Here is a 25017-nt window from a genome sequence, read left to right on the forward strand (position 1 = left end):
AGGGGGCGGAACCGCCCCCTTTTCACGTGCAATCAGTAGCGCCAGCTCAGCCCCAGCACGGGGCCCGACATGCGAGTGTCAAAGACATGGCCGGAGCGACGATAGTCCACATCCAGCATCTTGTATCCGGCAGCGATGGAGAAGTTCTCTGACAGCTCGTAGTTCAAGGTCAAGGTGGCTTGATAGCTCAGGCGCGAGCCCACGCCAAAGCCGCCCAAGTGGATCTGGGCTTGAGTGGAAAACTCCGGGGTGAAACGATAGAACGCACGCAGTCCTATCATGGGGTCCACCCAATTGAAGCTCTCCTGATGATGCCGGGTTCGGCCAGCTGTACTCAGATGGGCACGGGTGCGTATATCCCAAAAAGAAAAACCGGCCAGTGCGTCCAGGCTGGCTTGTTCAGTGTCGTAGATGCGGTAACCACCTTGTAATGTGGCCATGAACAGACGCGTGTCCACGGTCCCTTCTGCAGCACCGACCAAAGGCAAACCACCTACCACTTCACTTTCGCGTGTGTTCACGTAGAGCAGGTCGCTGTTGAACACATAGCGGTCGCGACGCACCCAGGCGTTCAGAAAGGCCGCGGCACGCAGATCGTGCAGGACATCTGAAAAGGACTTTTCTATATCCAGGGAGGGCGCGCGTTTGAAGGGGGAGGACTCACCCGACAAGCCGGTAATCCAGGCATAGGGTGTAATCTGCACGGCATAGTGTGGCGAAGTCGTGCTGTCGGAAATGGCGTCTGGACGTTGAGCACTCACTTGGGCATGAGCCAGACTGGCCAGTGGCAAGATTCCCAATAATAGCCAGCGGGAATGAGTGAGTTTACGCATCATTGTCATGGACCCCCTTTTTAATTCTGTAAATGACGGCGCACTAGCGTCAGTCTTATGTCTTTCGGTATGCTGGACTAGCCGATCACCAACCCGTGGAGAACGTGTCATGCATGTGTTTTACCTTAGCAAGCAAGATATTGATAATTTGTTGCCCTTAGTGCAAGCGGCGTTACGCGCTGATCGCACCGGACAAGTTGGTTTTACGGACGAAGAACTGGCCTTGCGCGCTGCCCTGGAGGCGATGCAGGACCCCAAGCTGTCCGAGCTGCTGGCCGGTGCCCGTGTCGAACCGGGCCGCATAGCCGTTGGCTTGGCTGAAGAAGATTACCGGGAAAACCTGCTGGCTCTGGAAACCCGTGATAGTGCTTATGTCATTGACCAGCTTATGGATAGCTATGCAGGATTGCCGGAGTTTTTTGATTGCCTGGAGTTTTAGACGAATATGCAAAACAGCCCGTTACGGGCTGTTTTTTATTGCATGTTATTGAAGTCCGTGTCGAGGCATTATGCCGTTCCTTGTGCCTACGGATAGGATTTGACCATTCCTGGTAATTAATGATCTTCCAGTTCTGGGTGAAAGATTTCGAGCACACATCGCCTGTGTTTTCAGACCTGAATGACTATCTTTAAGTTTTTTAAAAACAAGAAAAAGGTGTGTTTAGTTTGGAGATCGTATTTGGTTCATTTATACGCGGGCTGATAAGGCAGCTACTCAGGTTTTCAGAGTGAAAAACGCAGCTTCAAGGCGATCAGTAAGGAAAAATAATATTGCGGTCGATCATGAGTTAGCAAATGTTTTTATTCTCAAAACAAGGGATTTCATGCTCTGTTTTTGTCGGTCTTGCACCACAAGACTTAACTTGGCTTGACGCAATGTCCTAATCCTGTTTCTGTTACACCCGTGTCCAATGTATCGGCTGTGAAAGCAGTCGGTTTTTTTGTTTCATTGATTGGGCGGCTAGCCGTCTCTGGAGAGAAAGATGTTGCTAAAAAAATGTCGTCGTACTTTGCTGGCATGTGCAGTTGGGCTGGCTTTGGTGCCTGCGGCCTCTCAGGCGTGTACCCGAGCTGTTTTTCTGGGTGATAACGGACAGGTGATTACCGGTCGTTCCATGGACTGGAAAAAGGATGTTGGAACCAATCTCTGGATTTTCCCTCGTGGCGCAAAGCGTAATGGTGAGGCTGGTCCTGCCTCGGTCGAGTGGACCTCTAAGTATGGCAGCGTGATTGCTTCAGGCTATGACATGGCTTCGACCGATGGTGCTAATGAGAAGGGGTTGAACGTTAATTTGTTGTGGCTGCCTGAGTCGCAGTTTCCTACCCCCAAAAAGGGTGACAAGACTTTGAGCTTGTCTTTGTGGGGACAATATGTGCTTGATAACTTTGCAACCGTTGCAGAAGCCGTTGCTGCTTTGGAGAAAAATCCATTTGTCGTATTGACGGATACCATGCCCGATGAGGATCGTCTGGCGACCTTGCACTTGTCCATGTCGGACTCGTCCGGGGACAGCGCGATTATTGAGTACATCGACGGAAAACAGCATATTCACCATAGCCGCAAGTATCAGGTCATGACGAACTCTCCTGTTTTTGACCAGCAATTGGCTATTAAGGATTACTGGGAGCAGGTGGGGGGCGTGAACATGTTGCCCGGTACGAGTCGTGCTGCAGACCGTTTTGTCCGTGCCTCTTTTTATATTGATGCCGTGCCACGCGATCTAAGCGATGATAAAGCCGTTGCCAGTGTCCTGAGTGTGATCCGTAATGCCTCTACGCCCTATGGCATGAAGGTGGAGGGGCAGCCGCAAAACTCTTCAACACGTTGGCGTACGGTGTTCGACCACCAGCGTAGTCTGTATTACTTTGACTCGGTGCTGTCGCCGGGTGCGTTCTGGGTGGATATGACCAAGGTCGATTTCTCGGCAGAAAGCGGCAAGGTCATGAAGTTGGAGCTGGGGCCAGAACAAAGTACGGTCTACATGGGCGAAGTGCTGGAGCATTTCAAGCCCACTAAACCTTTCCACTTTTTGCCTGTGGAGCCGCCTGCGATTTAAGTGAAGTGGCGAAGCAAACCGCATAGTAGAAGCCTGAACTCAGGCTGAATACGCGGGGCATAGCCGACAGCGATCACATGATGCTCATGCTCAGCTGTTATGCTATGCCCCGTCTTTATTTGTTGAAGTAGCTGTTTCATGACCTATGTAGTGACGGAAGCCTGTATCCAGTGCAAGTACACCGATTGTGTGACGGTGTGTCCCATGGATTGTTTTTTTGAAGGCCCGAATTTCCTGGTCATTCATCCTGACGAATGCATTGACTGCTCCATCTGCGTGGCCGAGTGTCCGGTGGGGGCGATTGTCAGTGATCAGGATGTGACGCCCGAGCAGCAGGTCTATGTGGAGCTGAATCGGACCTTGAGCGAGAACCCGACCTGGAAGCGCATCACTCAACAGAAAGCGCCCTTGCCGGATCATGAGCACTGGGCTGCTCAAACCGACAAGTTGGCGCTGTTGCAAAAAGATTAGTGGGAATAACCGGTTTGGCTGGGCTTGTTGCGCTGGAAGTACCAGACAGCCAAGGCTGCCATCAGCAGCAAGACCGTACAACTGGCCAATACGGCGACATAGCCCTTGTCGAAGGAGTCGCGGGCCAATTCACTCAAGGTCAGGGCCAGATCCTGCGGCATGGTCTCTGCCATCAACAAGGCTTGATCCAGACTGTCGTAGGCCAGGGCTCGGTCACTCAAGTTCTGCGGCAGAATCAGGCTGGCGCTGTACACGAAGGACAGCAGGCTGCCCATAATGGTCACGCCCAGTGCTCCACCCAGCTCATAAGACATTTCCTCGACCGAGGCCACCATCCCGGCCCGTGAAGGCGGCACGCTTTGCATGATGGTGCTGGAGGCGGCGGTCATGGCTGCCCCTACACCCAGTCCAAGCATGACCAGGCTGATCACTTGCAGAAACTGTGCGCTGTTATGCCACAACAGATACGTGGCCATACCCGCTCCAGCCAGGCTCAGCGCGCCCATCAAGAGGTGCTTGCTGCCTATGACGACCAGCAAACGACCCGCCAGAGGACCCGATACAAAAGCGGCCAGAGGCAAAGGCAAAATTGCCATACCGGCTTCCAGGGGCGAGAAACCCAGCACCAGTTGCAAGCGTTGGCTAAAGACCAGCTCCATGCCAATCAGGGCCGCCGATGCCGTCAGTGCAGCCAGCACGGCCGTGCTCAGGGTGGAGTCCTTGAACAGGGAAAAGTCCAGTAAAGGAAATGGGCTGCGATTTTGTTGACGGACAAACCAGCTTAGAAAGGCAATGCCTGTCAGAAGGGCGATAGCGGTCAAGCTCCAGTTGATGTGCAGCTTGCCCATCTCCTTGATTGCCAAGGTGCTGGCCACCAGACCCACCATGATCAGCAAAGAGCCTTTGATGTCCCAGGGGCGGGAGGTGTCCGGTGTAGAGCGGGGAACCAGCAGCCAGCCCAAGGGCAAGGCGATCAAGACAATAGGGACGTTGATCAGAAAGACCGACCCCCACCAGAAGTGCTCCAGCAAGAAGCCGCCCAGGACCGGACCGAAAGCGGCTCCGCCTGACGCAATCGACGACCAGACACCAAAAGCTACCGCACGCTCGCGTTCATCGTGAAAGGTGATGCGTATCAGCGACAAGGTGGCTGGCATCATCATGGCGGCGGCCACCCCGAGAAACGCACGTGCGGCAATCAAGGCCGTTGGGTTGGGGGAATAGGCTGCCGCGATCGAGGCCAGCCCAAAGGTGGCCAGGCCAGACAGAAACAGGCGTTTGTGACCCAGGCGGTCGCCCAGGGTGCCCATGCCCAGGAGCAGTCCGGAGACGACCAGGGCATAGCTGTTGACGATCCAGAGCTTGTCCGAGGCCGAAGCTTGCAGGTCATGCGTCAAGCGGGGCAGGGCGGTGTAGAGCACCGTCATGTCCACCACAATCAGTAAAAGGGCTGCCGACACAATCGCCAGGATCAACCAGCGACGGCTTGGAGACAGGGGAGCAGTTTGGGCTTGATGGGTAATCGAGCTGTGCAACATAGGGAACCAGAAGGGTAGGAAAGCCACTATGATCTATCAATATTATCAACAGACAAAGTTGATTAGCATCTATAAAATAGATAAATGGATTGGACTTTAGAGCGTATTCGACACTTTGTGGCCGTGGCTGAAACCGGCTCCATGACGCAAGCGGCCAAAGAGCTGGGCAAGGTCCAGTCCGCGGTCAGCACCTCGATTTCTCTGCTGGAAGCAGATTTGAATCTGGAGCTGTTTGATCGCTCAAGACGAACCTTGAGTCTGACGGTGCAAGGTGAAATCATGTTGCTTGAGGCCAAGGCCTTGTTGCGTCAGGCAGACGGTTTGAATCGCCGCGCTCTGGATTTGTCACAGGGACAGTCGGCCCGCCTGGAAATTGGTCTGGATGAGGCTTTGCCGCAGGAGCCCCTGCGCTTATTGCTGAAAGAGCTGGCCGTACGTTGGCCTGCGCTGGAATTGACGATCTGGAACGGGACGGCATCCGAGGTCATGGATTATCTTGCCGAGGGGCGCTCGGATGTAGCCATTCAGTTTGATCGTGGGGCCGATGCCAGTTCTTTTGCGCAAAGCTATATCGGAGCCGTACCACAAGCGATTTGTGTTGCGCGTACGCACCAGCTGGCCAGTCAACAGCAGGTCAGTCGTAAAGAACTGACAGCGCATAGACAGCTGCTGATTCATATTGAAGGGGTGGAACAGACGGTGGTCAGTCCCAGCGTGTGGCGCTCGGACAGCTTTTATGTGATTGCCGATATGGTGGCTGATGGCTTGGGCTGGGCGATTCTGCCCTTGAATATTGCGGAGTATGAAAACCTGCGCAATAAATTAGCGCAGCTGCATTGCAAGGAACTGGCCTTGCCGCCTTTGCCGGTGCAGATGTTGTGGCGACAGGGGCAATCCTTAGCACCTGTGGCTGTGTGGATGCAGCAGCGCCTGTCGGAGCTGCTGCCCTGAGCCTGCTCAACAGGCCAGCGGGGTGGGGCGGGGCAGTTGGCCATTTGCCCAGCGCTTTACGCCTTCCCAAATATCGTTGGCGTGGTGCACGGTCAGATCAGCCTGCCAGGTGCCGATACTTTCGTCGCCAGCGCAATAGCCGTAGGCGGCAACCATGGTCGCCATGCCGGCCGCCTGACCAGCTTGAATATCACGCAAATCGTCGCCTACATACAGGCAGTCTGCCGGCGCAAAACCGGCTTTTTTAGCCGCGTACAACAGGGGCTCGGGATGCGGCTTGGTGTGCTGGGTCGTGTCGCCGCCTACCGTGACGGCACACGTCTCTGCCAGGCCCAGGTGACGAATCAGTGGCAGGGCCAGGTATTCCAGCTTGTTGGTGACAATGCCCCAGGTGTAGCCCGCCTGCTCCAATTGCGTGAGCATGGGAGCCACGCCTTCAAACAAATGGGTCAACTCCGTCATGTGATCGTGATAGTCCTGCAGGAACTGCGCTCGCAACTGCGCGTAGTCAGGATGATCGGTGTTGATATCCAGCGCTACCTTGAGCAGACCACGAGCGCCGTGCGAGGCATAGGGACGCAGCGCTTCGTAAGGCAGTTCAGACAGGCCATGTTCCTTGCGCATCCGATTGGCCGTAGCAGCCAGATCCGGGGCAGAGTCGGCCAGGGTGCCGTCAAAATCGAATAGAACCAGTTTATTCATGAGGACTTAGCTTTGGCGACGACTGGCCAGCAGGTAGTTGACGGAGGTGTCGCCGGACAGGCGATAGTGCTCAGTAATCGGGTTGTATTCCAGACCTTTCAGGGCGAGGGCATCCAGACCGCTGCGACGGGCCGAGGAAATCAGCTCGCTGGGCTTGATGAAGCCTTCGTAACTGTGGGTGCCCTTGGGGATCAGTCGCAAGAGATACTCGGCGCCCACGATGGCGAATAAAAAGGATTTGGGATTGCGGTTCAGGGTCGAGAAAAAGACCCAGCCACCGGGTTTGACCAGCTTGGCGCAAGCCGCAATGATGGAGCCCGGATCGGGGACATGTTCCAGCATTTCCATGCAGGTGACAACGTCAAAACGACCCGGGTGCTGATCGGCCATGTCTTCGGCGCTGATCATCTCGTATTTGACGGGTACGCCCGACTCCAGGCTGTGCAGACGGGCAATCTTCAAGGAGCGTTCGGCCAGATCAATGCCGGTGACGTCAGCGCCGGACTGAGCCAGGCTTTCTGACAGAATTCCGCCACCACACCCCACGTCCAGGACCTGCTTGCCCGCCAGGGAGCCGGTGTAGGACAGAATCCAGTCCAGACGCAAAGGGTTGATGGCGTGCAGCGGTTTGAACTCGCTGTCAGGGTCCCACCAGCGGGATGCCAGTGCACTGAATTTATCGATCTCTGCGGGATCGACATTGACGTTAGTGACGGTGGAAGCGGTCATGGCTCATCCAAAAAAATTAAGGCCCCGCAAAAGCGGAGCCTTAATTGTAGCCTTAGCTACAGAAATACGTGATGCAGCAAGAATTACTTGCGGTTGCCCACGATTTCGATTTCTACGCGACGGTTTTGAGCACGGCCTTCGCGGGTCTTGTTGGACGCCACTGGCTGAGCTTCGCCCTTGCCTTCGGTGTAGATACGGTCTGCAGGTACGCCCTTGTTGACCAAGTATGCTTTAACAGCATTGGCGCGACGCTCGGACAGCTTCTGGTTGTAAGCTTCAGCGCCGATCGAGTCAGTGTGACCGGTAGCGATCAGAGTTTCCAGATCGATGGACTGAACGGTGTCAGCCACTTGATCCAGAACCTGGCGGCCTTCTGGCTTGATGGTGGATTTGTCGAAGTCGAAGAACGTGTCAGCGTTCAGAGTCACTTTGGTGACAGTAGGAGCGACGACAGGAGCTTCGGGGGCTTGGGCAACGGGCACACCGTCACAACCTGGAATACCTGTAGCAGGTGTCCAGAAGTTGTTGCGCCAGCACAGTTCGTTGGTGCCGTTTTTCCAAACGTCGCCGAACGGATTGCGCCAGTTGTTAACTTCGCCGGACTCTTGTGCGGAAACTGCACTAGTGGCCGATGCGGCGGCAATGGCGAGTACAAGTGCGATTTTGGAGGGTTTGTTCATATTTCTCCTCGTTGAGCTGATGCTGTTAAGTGACCGCAGCGAACCCCTGCCGCTGATTAACGGAACCAGTATAGCAATCCTTTGAACGGAACAAAGACTTGCTTGCGCTGGGTTTCATGCGTGTTAGGTCGAATCTTAAGACATTTCGGCCACATGCGTGAGGGGGACGGGGAACGATTCGTGAAGATGCGTGGAATTAGCCTTGTTCTTTCCTTTTATTGTTGGTTTTAGGCAACAGGCAAAGGGTGGGGCCGCTTCTTCAATCCATCATCGATACGATCAGTGGACGATGGATTTTTGACGAATCGACCGTTTCAATCACATATCGCCCGCCTTCTCGCCTCGCTACGCTGCGTCCCTCTATGTGAAAGTGCTAGAATTTCCTCTTGTCCGTTTACGGCTGGCTTACTGCTTAACCCATATCTATAAAGAATTGACCTATGGATTCCTTTGCCAAGGAGACGCTTCCCGTTTCGCTTGAAGAGGAGATGCGCCGCAGCTACCTCGATTACGCCATGAGCGTGATTGTGGGCCGTGCTCTTCCCGACGTGCGAGATGGTTTGAAGCCCGTGCATCGCCGTGTTCTGTTCGCCATGCATGAACTCAATAACGACTGGAATCGTGCCTATAAGAAGTCGGCTCGTATCGTCGGTGATGTGATCGGTAAGTACCACCCTCATGGTGACTCTGCCGTCTATGACACTATCGTGCGTCTGGCGCAGGACTTTTCCATGCGCTACACCCTGGTCGACGGACAAGGTAACTTTGGTTCCATCGACGGGGATAACGCTGCGGCCATGCGTTACACCGAGATCCGTCTGGCCAAGATCGCCCACGAGCTGCTGGCCGATATCGACCAGGAAACCGTGGATTTCGTGCCTAACTATGATGGCAGCGAAAAAGAACCGGCCTTGTTGCCTTCGCGTCTGCCCAATCTGCTGGTCAACGGCAGCTCGGGTATTGCCGTGGGTATGGCCACCAATATTCCGCCGCATAACCTGGCTGAAGTGGTCAACGGCTGTTTGTACTGCCTGAGCCACCCCGAGTGCACGGTTGATGAACTGATCGAATACATCCCGGCCCCCGACTTCCCGACCGGTGCCATTATTTATGGCATGTCCGGTGTGCGCGAAGGCTATCGCACGGGCCGTGGCCGCGTCATCATGCGCGCCAGCACACACTTTGAAGACATGGAAAAGGGCAACCGTCAGGCCATCGTGGTCGACGCCATCCCTTATCAGGTCAACAAGAAGTCGCTGCAGGAACGCATTGCTGAACTGGTCAATGAAAAACGCATCGAGGGTATCTCCGATATCCGCGACGAGTCCGATAAGGACGGTATGCGTTTGGTCATTGAACTCAAGCGCGGCGAAGTGCCGGAAGTTGTGCTGAACAACCTCTACAAGAATACGCAGTTGCAAGAAACCTTCGGGATGAACATGGTGGCACTGGTCGATGGCCAGCCCCGTCTGCTCAACCTGAAACAGCTGGTGGATTACTTCCTGAGCCACCGCCGCGAAGTGGTTACCCGCCGTACCGTATTCCAGTTGCGTAAAGCGCGCGAGCGCGGTCATGTGCTGGAAGGTCTGGCTGTGGCCCTGGCCAATATTGATGAGTTCATCGAAATCATCAAAGCGGCTCCAACGCCTCCGGTTGCTCGCGTCGAGCTGATGGCTCGTTCCTGGGATTCCAGTCTGGTACGCGAGATGCTGGCCCGTGCCGACACCAGCGCCATTGTGGGCGGCCGCCAGGCTTACCGTCCGGATGATTTGGGCGCTGAATTTGGCATGAACACAGATGGTCTGTACCGTCTGAGCGAAGTGCAGGCCCAGGAAATTCTGAACATGCGCTTGCAGCGCCTGACTGGTCTGGAGCAGGACAAGATTGTTCAGGAGTACCGTGAGGTCATGGACAAGATTGCTGATTTGCTGGACATCCTGTCCAACCCGGCCCGTGTGTCCGCCATTATTGGTGACGAACTGATCGCCGTGCGCGATGAGTTCTCGGCGACCGGCAAGGATGTTCGTCGCTCGCAGATCGAGCACAACGCCACCGAGCTGGATACCGAGGACCTGATCACCCCTATGGATATGGTGGTGACGCTCTCGCATACCGGCTATATCAAGAGCCAGCCGCTGTCCGAATACCGGGCCCAGCGTCGTGGTGGCCGTGGCAAGCAAGCCACTGCCATGAAAGAGGACGACTGGATCGACAAGCTGTTTATCGCCAACACCCACGATTACCTGCTGTGCTTCTCCAACCGTGGCCGTGTGTACTGGCTCAAGGTCTGGGAAGTACCTCAAGGTTCGCGCAACTCGCGTGGCCGTCCTATCGTCAATATGTTCCCTCTGGAAGATGGCGAGAAGATCAACGTGGTGCTGTCCGTCAAGGAATTCAGCGAAGATCAGTTCGTGTTCATGGCGACCTCGCGCGGTACGGTCAAGAAGACCCCGCTGTCCGATTTCTCCAACCCCCGCAAGGCCGGCATTATTGCCGTGGGCCTGGACGAGGGCGACTACCTGATCGGCGCTCAGCTGACCGACGGTGTGCACGACGTCATGTTGTTCTCGGATGCCGGCAAGGCCGTGCGCTTTGACGAGGGCGATGTGCGTCCAATGGGCCGTGCAGCCCGTGGTGTGCGCGGCATGACGCTGGAAGAAGGTCAGTCCGTGATCGCCCTGCTGGTGGCCGAAGACGAAACCCAATCCGTGCTGACCGCCACCGAGAACGGTTTCGGCAAGCGTACCCCGATTGGTGAATACACGCGTCACGGTCGTGGCACCAAGGGCATGATTGCCATCCAGACCTCGGCCCGTAACGGCAAGGTCGTGGGTGCGGTGCTGGTTCGTGAAACCGACGAGATCATGCTGATCACCAACGCCGGTGTGCTGGTACGCACTCGCGTGGCTGAAATCCGCGAAATGGGTCGTGCGACTCAAGGTGTGACCTTGATCAGCGTGGACGATGACAGCGAGCTGTCTGGTGTGTACCGCGTGGTAGAGACCGATGACGAGGTCGACGCCGAGCTGGCCGAAGAGGGTCAGGCGCCAGAAGGTCAGGAGCAGGATAATCAACTTGATTCCGCCCAAGACCAGGCGGACCCTTCCGGCGAGGAAAACGAGTAATGCGTGTATGGAATTTTTCGGCAGGCCCGTCAATGCTGCCGTTGGAAGTGCTGGAGCAAGCCGCTGCTGAAATGACAGATTGGCATGGCACCGGCATGTCCATCATGGAAATGAGCCACCGTAGCAAGGACTATATGGGTGTGCGTGACGAGGCAGAAGCCGATTTGCGCAGCTTGCTGTCCGTGCCCGATGACTTCGCGGTGCTGTTTGTTCAGGGTGGGGCACAAGGCCAGAACGGCCTTTTGCCCTTGAACCTGATTCAGCGCAATGGCAGTGGCAAGGCCGACTACGTGCTCTCGGGCAGCTGGTCGGTCAAGTCCTGCGAAGAGGCTCAGCGCTATGGTGATATTCACGTTGCCGGTACCAGTGGTCAGGCGTGGCAGGATCAGGGCAAGGAATGGGCGCCCTGGACCTGGTTCCCCGAGCCTTCTCAATGGGATGTGCGCCCGGACGCGGCTTACTTGCACGTTTGCACCAATGAAACCATTGGTGGCGTGGAGTTCAATGATATTCCCAAGCTGGATGTCCCTGTCGTTGCTGACGTGTCGTCCAACATTCTGTCCTGCCCGATCGATTTCTCGCGCGTGTCGGTTGCTTACGCGGGTGCTCAGAAAAATGCCGGCATGTCCGGTATTGCCTTGATGATGATACGCAAGGACTTGCTGGGCCATGCCATGGATCTGTGCCCGTCGGCGTTCAACTACGCCAACATTGAAAAGCAGCAGTCCATGTTCAACACGCCGCCTACGTACTCGATCTACATGGCCGGGCTGATGTTCAAGTGGCTGGAGCGCCAGGGTGGTGTGGCTGCCATGCAGGCACGCAATGCGGCCAAGTCCGAGGCCTTGTACGGCTTTCTGGATGCGTCCGAGTTCTATAACAACACCGTGCATCCGGCGTATCGCTCGCGCATGAACGTCCCGTTCCTGTTGCGTGATCAGTCCCTCGATTCCCTGTTCCTGGAACAGGCTACGGCTGCAGGTCTGACTTCCCTGAAAGGACACAAGAGCGTGGGCGGTATGCGCGCTTCAATCTATAACGCCATGCCGCTGGAGGGTGTGCAGGCACTTATCGATTTCATGACTGAATTTGAACGACGGAATGGCTAATACCTTAACTGAGCGCCTGCTCCCTTGGCGCAATCGTATTGATGAGCTGGATCGCCAGATCCTGGAGTTGCTCAACGAGCGTGCTCGTGCGGCTTTGGAAGTAGGCAAGATCAAGCAGGACTTCAATACAGAGGAAGTCATCCTCAAGCCCGAACGCGAGGCACGTATTGTGCGTCGCTTGCAGTCAGAAAATGAGGGCCCGTTCACACCGGCAGCAGTCGAAGCGGTGTGGGGGCAGATTATTTCTGCCTGTCGCGGTCTGGAAAGCGTATTGCGCGTGGCTTATCTGGGCCCGCAGGGCTCTTTTTCCGAGCAAGCCGCCTATGAGCATTTCGGCCATGCTTTGGATGGCCTGCAATGTGACTCCTTCGACGAGGTTTTCCGCAGCGTCGAAGTGGGTCAGGCTGAAGTCGGCATGGTGCCCGTCGAGAACTCGACCGAAGGTGCCGTGAACCGCACGCTGGATTTGCTGCTGAACTCGCCCTTGCGTGTGCTGGGTGAGCGCTCGATTCGTGTACATCACAATCTGCTGACCCAAACCGGCACGATGGAAGGCGTCACGCGCGTGATGGCCCATCCCCAGGCTTTGGCGCAGTGCCAGAACTGGCTGCAAAAGCACTACCCACAGCTTTTGCGAGAGGCCGCTTCCAGCAATGCAGAAGCAGCACGCATTGCGTCGTCCGATCCTACGGTCGCAGCGATTGCCGGCAATACGGCTGTTACCGCCTGGAATCTGGGCGTGGTCGAAGCCGGTATTCAGGACGATCCGCATAACCGCACCCGTTTCCTGGCCATTGGCAATATCGAGTCTCTGCCTAGCGGCAATGACAAGACCAGCATCATTCTGGCGGTGCCCAACCGGGCTGGCGCTGTTTATGACATGTTGTCTCCTTTGGCTGTGCATGGTGTGTCCATGACTCGCCTGGAGTCGCGTCCTGCACGGACAGGGCAGTGGGAATATTATTTCTACGTAGACCTGATCGGCCATCGTGATGAGCCAGCCATGGCTGCTGCTTTGGCAGAACTGAAGAAACAAGTCGCCTTTTTCAAGATTCTGGGTTCTTACCCCGTAAACGACTTTTAAGCATCAGCAACAAGAAGGGCTTGGGGGAGGCTTCCCCCTCCAGGCCTTATTGTCTGTGTAGGACATGCCTGTGTAGGACATGCCTGTTCAGGACATGCCTTGTCAGGACGAGTGGCTCGCACAGGATCTGTTTGTTTCGGTCTGTCTTGAGCAGTTGTTTGGTGCGTTGTGTCATCAAGAGCTGGCTAGACAAAATAGAGGCTTTGCGTGTTGCTTTACTCCTTTGATGGGGTTTGGGCAGCCGTCTGGCAAAGTCTGCATCAATATCCCGGTTTTGCTCGTGCTATTTCACGCAATACGCGCAGCATGGACGGCCTGAGAGGGAACGGAATTAATCATGATAGCGTCATCAGAAACTATGGCGCCGCCGCCCTTGGTTCCGGTGCTGGCGGTCGTCGGAGTCGGTTTGATTGGCGGCTCTTTGGCTCTGGCGCTCAAGCGCTCCGGGGCGGTAGGAAAAGTGCTGGGCGTAGGTCGACAGCTGAAAAGCTTGCGACGCGCGCAGGAGCTGGGCCTGATCGACGAGGTCGCCACGCTTGAGCAAGCCGCGCAGCAAGCGGACCTGATTGTGCTGGCTACGCCTATCGGGGCCATGGCCTCGGTATTGAAAACCTTGCGTCCCCATCTGCGTGACGACACTTTGATCAGCGACGCAGGCAGCACCAAAGTCGATGTGGTCAGTGTGGCGCGTGAGGCGCTGGGTGATCGTATCAGCCAGTTCGTCCCCGGCCACCCCATCGCCGGTGCGGAAACCGTAGGTCCCGAAGCGGCGCGTGCTGATCTGTACGACGGTCGTAACGTCATCTTGACCCCCCTGGATGAAAACAGTGCCAGCGCACGCGAGCGTTTGATTGCCGTGTGGGAGGCTTGCGGGGCGCGGGTCATGTTGATGGACCCGGCTACGCATGACGAAGTGCTGGCATCAGTCAGTCATGTGCCGCACTTTTTATCCTCGGTTTTTATGTGGCAGGTGGCCTCCAGTGCCAACTCGGATCAGCGCTTTGCCTTGGCAGGAACTGGCTTTCGGGATTTCACCCGCATTGCAGCCGGATCAGCCGAAGTGTGGCGCGACATTTTCCTGAGCAACCGCGAGGCTGTCTTGGGCCAATTGCAGGAAGTACGTCAGGCCCTGGATCAGGCCGAACAGGCTTTGCAGGACCAGGATGGTCAGGCTTTATACGAATTTTTAGAGCGCGCTGCCTTGGCGCGCCGTTTTTGGGCAAGTAGGAGTGGTTTGCAATGAGCCAAAGCGACAGTCTTGTTTTGAACCCCGTCAGCCGCGCTAGCGGTCAACTGCAATTGCCAGGGTCCAAGAGCATTTCCAATCGAGCCCTGTTATTGGCCGCTTTGGCTCAAGGGCAAACACGTCTGGAAGGCTTGCTGCATTCGGACGATACCCGCGTCATGATGGCCGCTCTGCAGCAAATGGGCGTGGCTGTGCATGACCTGGGGCAGGGCACGGTAGTGATCGACGGTGGGACTCCTTTTGCGCATCGCGATGCCGATCTGTTTTTGGGTAATGCCGGTACGGCCTTCCGCTCCTTGACCGCTGCTTTGGGCTTGATGGGTGGTCGCTTCAATCTTAGCGGTATTGCTCGCATGCACGAACGACCCATTGGGGATCTGGTGGATGCGCTGCGCAGCCTGGGGGCTGAGGTGCAGTATCTGGGGGCAGAGGGCTATCCTCCCTTGGCGATTGGTGAGTTGGCACAGGCTGATCAGCGTCGTGTGTCGGTGAAAGGCTCGGTATCCAGCCAGTTTCTGACAGCCTTGTTGATGGCCGCTCCCTTGTTGACTGCTCGTACGGGGCAGCCTTTGCGTATCGAGGTGGAAGGAGAGTTGATCTCCCAGCCTTATATTGAAATTACATTGGCCATGATGGCGCGTTTCGGTGTGCAGGTGGAGCGCGACGGCTGGAGCAGCTTTACTGTCCCCGCCGATGCGGCTTATGTCAGCCCCGGCTTGTACGTAGTGGAGGGCGATGCCTCATCCGCTTCGTATTTCATTGCTTTGGGTGCTATTGGCGGTGGCCCGCTACACATTCAGGGCGTGGGTACAGAAAGTCTGCAAGGTGATATTCAGTTTGCGGATGTGGCCCAAGCCATGGGTGCTCGTATCGAACGCCATGCCAATGAGCTGGTCGTTTCGGGCCTGTGTGTGGCGCAGGGCGACAAGCTGAAAGCCTTTGATCTGGATTTCAACCACATTCCTGATGCGGCCATGACGGCGGCTGCCATGGCCATGTTTGCCGATGGTCCTTGCACCTTGCGCAATATCGCCAGCTGGCGCGTGAAGGAAACCGATCGTATTGATGCCATGCAGGCCGAATTGCGCAAGCTGGGGGCAACAGTAGAATCCGGGCCGGACTGGCTGACGGTGCATCCTATTGCCGAGGATCAATGGCGTTCGGCCAGCATCGAAACGTATGATGACCACCGCATTGCCATGTGTTTTTCACTGGCCAGCTTTGGCCCGGTGCCGGTCACCATTCTGGATCCCGGCTGTGTCAGCAAGACGTTCCCCGAGTATTTTTCTGTTTTTGAACAATTGGTGCAGGCATGACAGAGCAGAGCATTCCCGTCATAACCATTGATGGCCCTACCGCTTCCGGTAAAGGGACGATTGCTTCCCTTGTCGCGCAGCGGCTGGGCTGGCATACGCTGGACAGCGGTGCCCTGTATCGCCTGACCGCCTTGTCCTGCCTGCGTCGCGGCGTGGATGTCCAGGACGAGGCCCAGGTCCAGCATGCGGCCCAGAGCCTGAACGTGCATTTTGACTACCCCCATATCTACATGGATGGCGATGACGTCAGCGACGCTATTCGTCAGGAGGAAGTGGGAAATCTGGCCTCTCAGGTGGCGGCCTTGCCTCTGGTGCGTGAGGCACTTTTGCAACGGCAGCGGGATTTTCGCGTTGCCCCCGGTTTGGTGGGCGATGGGCGCGATATGGGCACAGTTGTGTTCCCGGACGCACCTTTAAAGATATTTTTGCTGGCAGATGCCGAGGTGCGAGCCCAAAGACGCTGTAAACAGTTGAGCGAAAAGGGTATTTCTGCTAATCTTACGAGTCTTTTGGCGGACTTGCGTGCGCGCGACGAACGTGATCGTTCTCGAACCCACGCTCCGCTTGTGCCTGCGCCGGGTGCCCACATTGTGGATTCTTCCCAGCTCAGCATCCAGGAAGTTGTAAATAAGGTGCTCGACCTTTGGTCGGGCATTGCGGTCCCGACAGCCTAATCCCGTGCTGATCGGGCTTTGTTCACTCCACCGGGTTCTGCCTGGTGTGTTTTTTAACGGCCATTTTGGCTGACGGATTGATTTAATGTCCACTAACCTTCACACAGACGCAACGGGCGGCGAAAGCTTTGCCGATTTGTTTGCAGAAAGCATTAAAAACCAAGACCTGAAAAGCGGCGAAGTTATCTCCGCCGAGGTTCTGCGTATTGACCACAACTACGTGCTGGTCAATGCTGGCCTGAAGTCCGAAGCACTGATCCCTCTGGAAGAGTTCCTGAACGATCAGGGCGAGCTGGAAGTTCAAGCTGGTGACTTTGTTTCCGTGGCAATCGACGCCTTTGAAAACGGCTACGGCGACACTATCCTGTCCCGCGACCGCGCCAAGCGTCTGTCGGCCTGGTTGTCCCTCGAGCAAGCGCTTGAGTCCGGCGAACTGGTCAACGGTACCATCACTGGTAAGGTCAAGGGCGGTCTGACTGTCATGACCAACGGCATCCGCGCATTCTTGCCCGGTTCGCTGGTTGATCTGCGTCCTGTCAAGGACACCACGCCATACGAAGGCAAGACCCTGGAATTCAAGGTTATCAAGCTCGATCGCAAGCGTAACAACGTCGTGTTGTCGCGTCGCGCTGTGCTGGAAGCCTCCATGGGCGAAGAGCGTCAGAAACTGCTGGAAACCCTGTCCGAAGGCGCTATCGTCAAAGGTATCGTCAAGAACATCACCGATTACGGTGCGTTCGTGGATCTGGGCGGCATCGACGGTCTGCTGCACATCACCGACATGGCATGGCGCCGTGTTCGTCACCCATCCGAAGTTCTGCAGGTGGGTCAGGAAATCGAAGCCAAGGTCCTCAAGTTCGATCAGGAAAAGAGCCGCGTCTCCCTGGGCGTCAAGCAGCTGGGCGAAGATCCATGGATCGGTCTGGCACGTCGCTACCCACAAAACACCCGTCTGTTCGGCAAGGTTACCAACCTGACCGACTACGGTGCATTTGTTGAAGTGGAAGACGGTATCGAAGGTCTGGTTCACGTATCCGAAATGGATTGGACCAACAAGAACGTTGACCCACGCAAGGTTGTGACCTTGGGTGAAGAAGTCGAAGTCATGGTTCTGGAAATCGACGAAGATCGTCGTCGTATCTCCTTGGGCATGAAGCAGTGCCGTGCCAACCCATGGGAAGATTTCGCCATCAACTTCAAGCGCGGCGACAAGGTTCGCGGTGGCATCAAGTCCATCACCGACTTCGGCGTGTTTGTTGGTCTGCCAGGCGGCATCGACGGTCTGGTTCACCTGTCCGACCTGTCTTGGTCCGAGACTGGCGAAGAAGCCGTTCGCAACTTCAAGAAGGGCGACGAAGTTGACGCCGTGGTTCTGGGTATCGACACCGACAAAGAGCGCATTTCCCTGGGTATCAAACAGCTGGAAGGCGATCCGTTCAACAACTTCGTAGCTACTTACGACAAGGGTGCCGTGGTTAGCGGCGTCGTCAAGTCCGTGGAAGCCAAGGGTGCTGTTGTAACTCTGTCGCTGGACGTTGAAGGCTACCTGCGCGCCTCCGAGATCTCCTCGGGTCGTGTTGAAGATGCCACGACGGCTCTGAAAGAAGGTCAGGAAATCGAAACCATGATCTTGAGCGTGGATCGCAAGACCCGTTCGATTCAGTTGTCCATCAAGGCTCGTGATACCGCCGAAACCGCTCAATCTATGGCCCGCCTGACCGAAGCCAGCGCTTCGTCCGGTACGACCAATCTGGGTGCTCTGCTGCGTGCCAAGCTGGACCAGCAGCAACGTGACGACGGTTAATCAGCGTGACAAAGTCTGAGCTGATCGCGTTGTTGGCCAGCCGCTATCCGCAGCTGGCTCTGCGCGATATGGATTTCGCCGTGAAAACGGTTTTGGATTCTATGACCCAGGCCCTGGCCAGCGGTCAACGGATCGAAATCCGAGGGTTTGGCAGCTTTTCGCTCTCTACCCGCTCCCCGCGGGTAGGGCGCAATCCCAAATCCGGTGAGAAAGTGATGGTGCCTGGTAAACAGGTGCCGCACTTCAAAGCCGGCAAGGAGTTGCGCGAGCGAGTCGATTCTGTCTTTCTTGAGCAAGAGCAAATCGAAGCAGACGACCAGTCGTCTGCCTTCGAGCAGCTCAATGCGAGAGTCCGTCACGGTTAAGACCTACTTGCACACTGATTACACAGGCCCTTTACAGGGCCTGTTTTGCGTGTGCGCTAAATTCCGCTTGCACGTACAATCAGACATTATAAAAACACTGTTGGAGCCCTAAAAATGCGCTATCTAGTCTGGGTACTGCGTCTGCTCGTTTTTGTGATCGTGCTGCTGTTCGCACTGAAAAACACGGAACCGGTGCAAGTCAGTTTTTTCGCCGAGCATATTATTCAAGACGTTCCGCTGATCGTCGTAATGCTGGCCGCGTTTATTTTAGGTTTGGTGTTGGGGCTGCTTTTGATGGTGGGTGCCGTGATGCGTCGCCGTCGCGAGGTCAACCGCTTGCGCCGTGAAATGGACCGTTTGCAAGACAGACTGGAGCAAGTGCAGCAATCGCCCGTGAATACGGCCGCTGTTGCGCCCGAGACCGTCGCCCCCTTGGCGCCTTTGTAAGCCGTTGGAGTAAACAGTGGATTTTGAAACCTGGTGGTTGGTTTTTGTACCAATTCTATTTGCCTTGGGCTGGGTGGCCGCGCGGGTGGATTTTCGGCAGATGATGTCCGAAACCCGCACTTTGCCGGATTCCTATTTCAAGGGTTTGAACTTTCTGCTCAATGAAGAGCCGGATCGTGCCATTGACGCCTTTGTGGAAGTGGCCAAGCTGGACCCCGAAACCACCGAGCTGCACTTTGCATTGGGTAGCCTGTTTCGCCGTCGTGGTGAAATGGAGCGCGCCATCCGAGTGCATCAAAGTCTGCTGTCGCGCGCTGATCTGCCGGTTGCAGATCGTGAAAATGCCCAGTTTCAGATTGCCCAGGATTTCCTGAAAGCCGGCATGCTGGATCGGGCCGAGGCCGCTTTCGAGGCAGTGCGTGAAACGCGCTTTGCTATTCCGGCCATGCGCGCTTTGATCCGGATTTATGAGTCCGAGCACGATTGGCCGCGTGCCATTGAAGCGGTGCGCCGTTTGCGTGCCTTGGTCGATGAGCCCGTGCCGCAATTGGTGCATTACCAGTGTGAGCAGGCCGAAGGGGCCTTGCAAGGCAAGCAGCCTGATTTTGAACGTGCCGCCAAAGCCTTGGACGAGGCTGATAATGCCATTCGCAAGCTGGGGACAGGCCAAGGCATGTATGCTTCTCAGGCGCGGGTTGCGGGTTTGCGTGCTCGTGTGGCGCGTATGCAAGGCCAGAGCGAACAGGAGCGTGCTTACCTGGTCTCCATTTTGAGCAGTGCGCCTGAATATGTAGGCCTGTACGCGACCGAGCTGCTGGATAGTTACCGCAAGCTGGGGCGGGGCGAAGAGGGCGTTGCCATGTTGCGCAGTCATTATCAGCAGCATCCCAGCCTGGATATTTTCAATGTGCTGTTCCGTGTTCTGCGTGAACAGGAAGGCCATTTGCAGGCTTGGGCGTTTGCGCGTGATGCCTTGCGTGCCCATCCTTCTTTATTGGGTCTGGACAAGATGCTGGAAGTTGAACTCCAGGATCAAGGGCAGAGCAAGGAAGGTGCCGAAGGCGCCGAGGCCGTCGGTGTCGATCAGATTATTGCAGGTGCGGATTTGAGCCTGCTGCGTTCCTTGATACATCGTCACACCCAGCGTCTGGATCGTTATTCCTGCAGTTCTTGCGGTTTTGAGGCTCGCCATTTCTATTGGCAATGTCCCGGCTGCAACTCCTGGGAAACTTATGCACCTCGCCGCCTTGAGGAGCTGAAATGATGACCTTCCCTGGTGAAGCTGTTGCTGCCAGCCGTGTGCTGGTCGTGGGTGACGTCATGCTGGACCGTTACTGGTTTGGCGATGTTGATCGTATCTCCCCCGAAGCACCCGTTCCTGTGGTCAAGATGGGGCGGGTAGAGGACCGTCTGGGTGGTGCCGCCAACGTGGCACGCAATATTGCCGCTTTGGGTGCCCAGGCCAGCCTGCTGGGCGTGATCGGGCAGGACGAAGCGGGCAAGACTGTGCGTGAACTGGCTAAGGCGGACCATGTTCAGGCTCATTGGGTGCAAGACCCGATCATGCCTACGTCGTTGAAGTTGCGCGTGCTGGGGCGTCAGCAACAATTGCTGCGCGTGGATTTTGAAGAAAGCCCGGCCAGCAGTGCTTTGGATCAGTTGCAGCAAAACATGAGCGACTTGTTGGATCAGCATCAAGTGCTGGTCTTGTCGGACTATGCGAAAGGCGCTTTGGCTCAGGTAGAAAGTTTGATTGCGTTGGCGCGTTCAAAGAACATTCCAGTTCTGGTCGACCCCAAAGGCAAAACCTACGAGCGCTATCAAGGTGCCACCATCCTGACGCCGAATCGTTCGGAAATGCAGGAAGCCGTGGGCGCCTGGAAAGATGAAGATGATTTGATGCGACGCGCTCAAGATTTGCGTCGCAAACTGAATTTGGAATGCTTGCTGATTACCCGTTCCGAACAAGGGATGACCTTGTTCACCGAGCAGGGGCGTGAGCATGTGGATGCGCAGGCACAAGAGGTGTTCGATGTCTCGGGTGCCGGGGACACGGTATTGGCAACGCTGGCGGTGATGCGAGCGGCAGGTCTGGACTGGTTGCAGGCCATGCGTTGGGCGAACCGCGCGGGTGGTATCGTGGTCGGAAAATTGGGTACGTCCATTGTGACGGCAAAGGAATTGGCATGATCGTAGTGACCGGTGGCGCTGGCTTTATTGGCAGCAATTTGGTGAAAGGCCTGAACCAGCAGGGTGTGACTGACATTCTGGTGGTGGACGACCTGAGCGATGGCGACAAGTTCGTCAATCTGGTGCATGGCCAAATTGCCGACTATATGGACAAGGACGATTTCCGTGCCCGGTTGGCACGCGACGAGTTCTCCAATATTGAGGCTGTGTTGCACCAGGGCGCATGTTCGGATACTACCGAGCGCAATGGTCAGTTCATGATGGACAACAACTACCGCGTCACGCTGGAAATCTTTGAGTACTGTCAGGCCAAGCGTATCCCTCTCTTGTATGCTTCGTCCGCCGCTGTTTACGGTGCTGGTCCGCTGTATGCCGAAGACCTCAGCAACGAAGCGCCGTTGAACGTCTACGGGTATTCCAAGTTCCTGTTCGACCAAGTGCTGCGTCGTCATCTGGATAGCCTTAGTGCGCCAGTGGTCGGCCTGCGTTACTTCAACGTCTATGGCCCACAAGAGCAGCACAAAGGTCGTATGGCCTCGGTGGCTTATCACAATATGCTGCAATACCGTCGCGACGGTCATGTGCTTTTGTTTGGGGGTTGGGATGGTTATGTAGATGGTGGCCAGCAGCGCGACTTTGTCTTTATTGATGATGTCGTGTCGGTGAACCTGCATTTCCTGGGTCAGGACAAGCAGTCGGGCGTTTTCAACTGCGGTTCGGGACGTGCCCAGCCGTTCAATGATGTGGCCCAGACCGTCGTCAACACCTTGCGTGAGCATGATGGCTTGCCTGCCCTGACATTGGAAGAGTTGGTGACGCAGCAGTTTCTGCAATACATCCCGTTTCCGGATGATCTGAAAGGCCGTTATCAAAGCCACACCCAGGCAGACCTGACACAGCTGCGTGCGGCCGGTTACGATAAGCCTTTCCACGATGTACAGACGGGTGTCGCCGAGTACGTACGCCGTCTGCTGCAGTCGGGGGCTCTGCGCTAAGCAGCAGGGCTTTAAAGTCCATGCGGGCTGCCACGCATGGCTAAACGCGGTCTCCGGCCCGCTTTTGCATTCACCCAGGCAGCACCATAAAGGCTTCTTTCCAAGGAGCCTTTATCATGTCTACCCCCCTGATCTTGTCCCCCGTTTCCCATCGCTGGCTGCACTCAATGCAAGGTTGGCGTGCGTCCGTTCTTCGCTTTCTGCTTGCCCTATGCTTATTGGGGCCTTGGAGCTTGGCCGCCGCGGTCGACTTGAATACGGCTGATGCTCAGCAATTGCAGCAAATTAAAGGTATAGGCCCCCGCACGGCGGAGTTGATTCTGGAGGAGCGCCAGCGGGGTGGCCCTTTCGATTCTTTGCAGGATTTGGCGGACCGGGTCAAAGGGATAGGCGCGAAAAAGATCATTACGATGGAGCAGTCGGGCCTGAAAGTGGAGCCTGCCAAAGCCGCCAGCAAGGCGGTTTCCAATACGGCCGATGCGGATATAAGAAGAAAGCCGTAGCCCTGGGCGTAGACTCGCTTTAAGCTAGTAGTTTGTTTAGTCTGCATGGGCAGTCAGTGCGAGCTGGCTGCCTTCTTGCTCAAGGTAAGAGATTGATCGATGAAAAACTATCCCACCATTGAAGATACCGTTGGCCAAACCCCCTTGGTTCGCTTGCAGCGTATTCCAGGCGAGTTTGGGCAGGCACGCGGTAATGTCTTGTTGGCCAAGCTGGAAGGCAATAACCCTGCCGGTTCGGTGAAAGACCGTGCTGCCAGTTCCATGATTCAGGAGGCCGAGCGCCGCGGTGATATCAAGCCGGGAGACACCTTGATCGAGGCCACCAGTGGCAATACTGGTATTGCACTGGCCATGATTGCGGCCGTGCGTGGCTACAAAATGATTTTGATCATGCCCGATAACCTGTCGCTGGAACGTCGTGCTTCCATGACGGCTTACGGAGCGAAGTTGATTCTGACGCCTGCGGATCAAGGCGGTATGGAGTATGCCCGTGATCTGGCGCTGAAGATGCAGGCCGAAGGGCAGGGCAAGGTGCTGGATCAGTTTGCCAACAAGGATAATCCAGCGGCGCACGTGCACAGTACTGGCCCGGAAATCTGGCAGCAAACTGATGGCCAGATTACTCACTTTGTCAGCGCCATGGGTACGACCGGCACCATTATGGGGGTGGGTAATTACTTGCGTAGCCAGAATAGCGGCATAGTGGTGGTGGGGGCTCAGCCTGCACCAGGGGCGCAAATTGCCGGCATTCGTAAATGGCCAGAAGAGTATCTGCCCAAAATTTACGATCCCTCCAAAGTGGATATGTTCGAGGAAATTGGCCAGCAAGAGGCCGAGATCATGACGCGTCGTATGGCTGCTGAAGAGGGAATCTGTGCCGGTATTTCATCCGGCGGTGCTCTGGTGGCTGCCATGCGCGTTGCTCAGCGCGTGGAAAACGCCACGATCGTTTTTATTGTGTGCGACCGTGGCGACCGTTACCTGTCTACCGGCATCTTTAATTAATTAGGGTTGCCATAGCCCATTTGTTTGGCCAGTTCGGAAGCCAGATCGGCGACCGAGCTGGCATAAAAGTAACTGCGGTTGTAATGGGTAATGGCAAAGAAGTTGGGCGTGCCCAGGCGGTACTCGGTGGTATTGCGTGGCTCGTCCACCAGGTTCACTACACCTAATTGAGCCTGCTGCCAGGGGCCTGCGTTCTGGCTCTGACCTTTCACCGTCGCACCGGCATTATTCAATTGTGCCCAACTAAGTTTTGGATAAATGCCGCCGTCCACCATCGCTTTACTTGCGTTGCTCAATTCGACCGGAGCAAAAACCGGCAGGCCGGGTTCCCAGCCGTGTGCACGCAAGAAGTTGGCAATCGACGCCATGGCATCGGCTGGGTTATTGCGCAGATCAATACGGCCATCTCCATCCCCATCGACGGCATAGCGTATCAGGCTGCCGGGCATGAATTGGGACATACCCATGGCGCCTGCGAAGGAGCCCTGAACAATCCGTGCGTCAAGCTCGCCTTGGTAATGCAATTCGATCAGGTCAGCCAATTGGTCGCGGAACAGCTGCCCACGCTCGGGACGGCTGTCATCCGGATAGGCAAAGCCCAGCGTAAACAAGGCATCCAGCACTTTGAAGTCGCCCATGATTTTGCCGTAGACGGTTTCCACGCCCAGGATGGCCACAATAATAGAGGGCGGTACACCATAGTCTTTGGCAATCTGGTCCAAGGCCAGGCGATGTTTTTGCCAGAACTGGACGCCACCTTGAATGCGGGCCGGGTCTACATTGCGTTTTTTATACGTTACCCAACTGCGCTTGATGCGCCCTTTGGTGGGGCGCATTAATTTGGCGGCGGTCTCGTTATATTGAGCTTGCTGCAACATATCGGTGACGACATCCAGGGGGATCTTGCGTACTGTCGCCACTTCCTGGGCGTAGCTCGCAATGTCATCGTTTAATTCACCGTTTAATTTAAAAAATTGTGTCCGACCAGAGCGAGATTCACCGGCCTGAATGGACTCGGGTTCGGCCAAAGCCTTGATTGCGACGGTGCCGGTTTTTTTTACCGAGGTCTGGAAAGCCGCGCCGCTGCTGGGTTTGGTGTCCGTGGACGGAGCTTGGGAAGTGGTTGTGGCGCAGCCGGCAGTGCTCAGCGCGATCAGTACTGCTTGCAAAATTCGAGTGGGTCTGAACATAAT

At 55.9% G+C, this 25017-nt stretch carries 24 protein-coding genes; 18 read left to right on the top strand and 6 right to left on the bottom strand.

Annotated features, from left to right (window positions below; genetic code table 11):
• Nucleotides 1-32: 32 nt before the first annotated feature.
• Nucleotides 33-836 carry a hypothetical protein gene (locus U2949_RS02540; protein ID WP_026482982.1) on the bottom strand — a complete coding sequence of 268 codons (804 nt, stop codon included), beginning with the start codon at nucleotides 834-836 and terminating at the stop codon, nucleotides 33-35.
• A 106-nt stretch (nucleotides 837-942) separates the two neighbouring features.
• On the opposite strand from U2949_RS02540, the gene U2949_RS02545 reads away from it, so the two are divergent.
• From U2949_RS02545 to fdxA, 3 genes are all read left to right on the top strand, one after another.
• Nucleotides 943-1272, top strand: coding sequence for a hypothetical protein (locus U2949_RS02545; RefSeq protein ID WP_321286003.1), 330 nt, complete (start codon nucleotides 943-945; stop codon nucleotides 1270-1272).
• 544 nt (nucleotides 1273-1816) lie between these two features.
• Nucleotides 1817-2890: a linear amide C-N hydrolase gene (locus U2949_RS02550; protein WP_035274484.1), complete on the top strand. Its 1074-nt coding sequence runs from the start codon at nucleotides 1817-1819 to the stop codon at nucleotides 2888-2890.
• 138 nt (nucleotides 2891-3028) lie between these two features.
• Nucleotides 3029-3361 carry a ferredoxin FdxA gene (gene fdxA, locus U2949_RS02555; RefSeq protein WP_026482979.1) on the top strand — a complete coding sequence of 111 codons (333 nt, stop codon included), beginning with the start codon at nucleotides 3029-3031 and terminating at the stop codon, nucleotides 3359-3361.
• Here fdxA and U2949_RS02560 read toward each other — a convergent pair.
• Complete coding sequence (locus U2949_RS02560) at nucleotides 3358-4899, bottom strand: MFS transporter (protein ID WP_026482978.1); 1542 nt, start codon at nucleotides 4897-4899, stop codon at nucleotides 3358-3360. The genes fdxA and U2949_RS02560 overlap by 4 nt on opposite strands.
• Nucleotides 4900-4983: 84 nt before the next feature.
• Between U2949_RS02560 and U2949_RS02565 the strand changes: the two genes are divergently transcribed.
• Nucleotides 4984-5850, top strand: coding sequence for a LysR family transcriptional regulator (locus U2949_RS02565; RefSeq protein WP_026482977.1), 867 nt, complete (start codon nucleotides 4984-4986; stop codon nucleotides 5848-5850).
• Nucleotides 5851-5856: 6 nt separating this feature from the next.
• Here U2949_RS02565 and gph read toward each other — a convergent pair whose 3' ends face one another.
• From gph to ompA, 3 genes are all read right to left on the bottom strand, one after another.
• Complete coding sequence (gph, locus tag U2949_RS02570; RefSeq protein ID WP_026482976.1) at nucleotides 5857-6552, bottom strand: phosphoglycolate phosphatase; 696 nt, start codon at nucleotides 6550-6552, stop codon at nucleotides 5857-5859.
• 6 nt (nucleotides 6553-6558) lie between these two features.
• A complete protein-coding gene (gene ubiG, locus U2949_RS02575) occupies nucleotides 6559-7281 on the bottom strand; it encodes a bifunctional 2-polyprenyl-6-hydroxyphenol methylase/3-demethylubiquinol 3-O-methyltransferase UbiG (RefSeq protein ID WP_009464176.1) in 723 nt (240 codons plus the stop codon).
• A gap of 83 nt (nucleotides 7282-7364) precedes the next feature.
• Nucleotides 7365-7961 carry an outer membrane protein OmpA gene (gene ompA / locus U2949_RS02580; protein WP_009464175.1) on the bottom strand — a complete coding sequence of 199 codons (597 nt, stop codon included), beginning with the start codon at nucleotides 7959-7961 and terminating at the stop codon, nucleotides 7365-7367.
• Between the two features lie 440 nt (nucleotides 7962-8401).
• On the opposite strand from ompA, the gene gyrA reads away from it, so the two are divergent.
• The 14 genes from gyrA to cysM all read left to right on the top strand — a co-directional run bounded on the left by gyrA (nucleotide 8402) and on the right by cysM (nucleotide 23824).
• Complete coding sequence (gene gyrA / locus U2949_RS02585; protein WP_321286008.1) at nucleotides 8402-11086, top strand: DNA gyrase subunit A; 2685 nt, start codon at nucleotides 8402-8404, stop codon at nucleotides 11084-11086.
• A complete protein-coding gene (gene serC, locus U2949_RS02590) occupies nucleotides 11086-12195 on the top strand; it encodes a 3-phosphoserine/phosphohydroxythreonine transaminase (protein WP_009463913.1) in 1110 nt (369 codons plus the stop codon). Before gyrA ends, serC begins: the two co-directional genes overlap by 1 nt.
• A complete protein-coding gene (pheA, locus tag U2949_RS02595; protein WP_026482974.1) occupies nucleotides 12188-13279 on the top strand; it encodes a prephenate dehydratase in 1092 nt (363 codons plus the stop codon). The genes serC and pheA overlap by 8 nt, the downstream gene beginning before the upstream one ends.
• 358 nt (nucleotides 13280-13637) lie before the next feature.
• Nucleotides 13638-14522, top strand: coding sequence for a prephenate dehydrogenase (locus U2949_RS02600; RefSeq protein WP_026482973.1), 885 nt, complete (start codon nucleotides 13638-13640; stop codon nucleotides 14520-14522).
• Nucleotides 14519-15841, top strand: a complete 1323-nt coding sequence (gene aroA, locus U2949_RS02605; RefSeq protein ID WP_321286014.1) for a 3-phosphoshikimate 1-carboxyvinyltransferase — start codon at nucleotides 14519-14521, stop codon at nucleotides 15839-15841. Before U2949_RS02600 ends, aroA begins: the two co-directional genes overlap by 4 nt.
• Complete coding sequence (gene cmk / locus U2949_RS02610) at nucleotides 15838-16515, top strand: (d)CMP kinase (RefSeq protein WP_009463907.1); 678 nt, start codon at nucleotides 15838-15840, stop codon at nucleotides 16513-16515. Before aroA ends, cmk begins: the two co-directional genes overlap by 4 nt.
• 85 nt (nucleotides 16516-16600) lie before the next feature.
• Entirely contained in the window at nucleotides 16601-18319 is a 1719-nt protein-coding gene (gene rpsA, locus U2949_RS02615; protein ID WP_022983279.1) for a 30S ribosomal protein S1, read from the top strand.
• 5 nt (nucleotides 18320-18324) lie between these two features.
• Entirely contained in the window at nucleotides 18325-18684 is a 360-nt protein-coding gene (locus U2949_RS02620) for an integration host factor subunit beta (protein ID WP_026482971.1), read from the top strand.
• Between the two features lie 114 nt (nucleotides 18685-18798).
• Complete coding sequence (locus U2949_RS02625; RefSeq protein WP_153230502.1) at nucleotides 18799-19131, top strand: lipopolysaccharide assembly protein LapA domain-containing protein; 333 nt, start codon at nucleotides 18799-18801, stop codon at nucleotides 19129-19131.
• Nucleotides 19132-19147: 16 nt separating this feature from the next.
• A complete protein-coding gene (gene lapB, locus U2949_RS02630; protein WP_026482969.1) occupies nucleotides 19148-20395 on the top strand; it encodes a lipopolysaccharide assembly protein LapB in 1248 nt (415 codons plus the stop codon).
• Nucleotides 20392-21321 carry a D-glycero-beta-D-manno-heptose-7-phosphate kinase gene (gene rfaE1 / locus U2949_RS02635; RefSeq protein ID WP_051316229.1) on the top strand — a complete coding sequence of 310 codons (930 nt, stop codon included), beginning with the start codon at nucleotides 20392-20394 and terminating at the stop codon, nucleotides 21319-21321. The genes lapB and rfaE1 overlap by 4 nt, the downstream gene beginning before the upstream one ends.
• Nucleotides 21318-22316 (top strand): ADP-glyceromanno-heptose 6-epimerase, encoded by a 999-nt coding sequence (gene rfaD / locus U2949_RS02640; protein WP_026482968.1) that lies wholly within the window; start codon nucleotides 21318-21320, stop codon nucleotides 22314-22316. The genes rfaE1 and rfaD overlap by 4 nt, the downstream gene beginning before the upstream one ends.
• A gap of 116 nt (nucleotides 22317-22432) precedes the next feature.
• A complete protein-coding gene (locus U2949_RS02645) occupies nucleotides 22433-22819 on the top strand; it encodes a ComEA family DNA-binding protein (protein ID WP_026482967.1) in 387 nt (128 codons plus the stop codon).
• A 99-nt stretch (nucleotides 22820-22918) separates the two neighbouring features.
• Nucleotides 22919-23824: a cysteine synthase CysM gene (gene cysM / locus U2949_RS02650; protein ID WP_026482966.1), complete on the top strand. Its 906-nt coding sequence runs from the start codon at nucleotides 22919-22921 to the stop codon at nucleotides 23822-23824.
• Here the strand turns inward: cysM and mltB are convergent.
• Nucleotides 23821-25014 (bottom strand): lytic murein transglycosylase B, encoded by a 1194-nt coding sequence (mltB, locus tag U2949_RS02655; RefSeq protein WP_026482965.1) that lies wholly within the window; start codon nucleotides 25012-25014, stop codon nucleotides 23821-23823. The two genes, cysM and mltB, sit on opposite strands and share 4 nt — an antisense overlap.
• Nucleotides 25015-25017: the final 3 nt, after the last annotated feature.

The sequence above is a fragment of the Alcaligenes phenolicus genome (genome assembly GCF_032063905.1).
Classification (GTDB): domain Bacteria; phylum Pseudomonadota; class Gammaproteobacteria; order Burkholderiales; family Burkholderiaceae_B; genus Alcaligenes; species Alcaligenes phenolicus.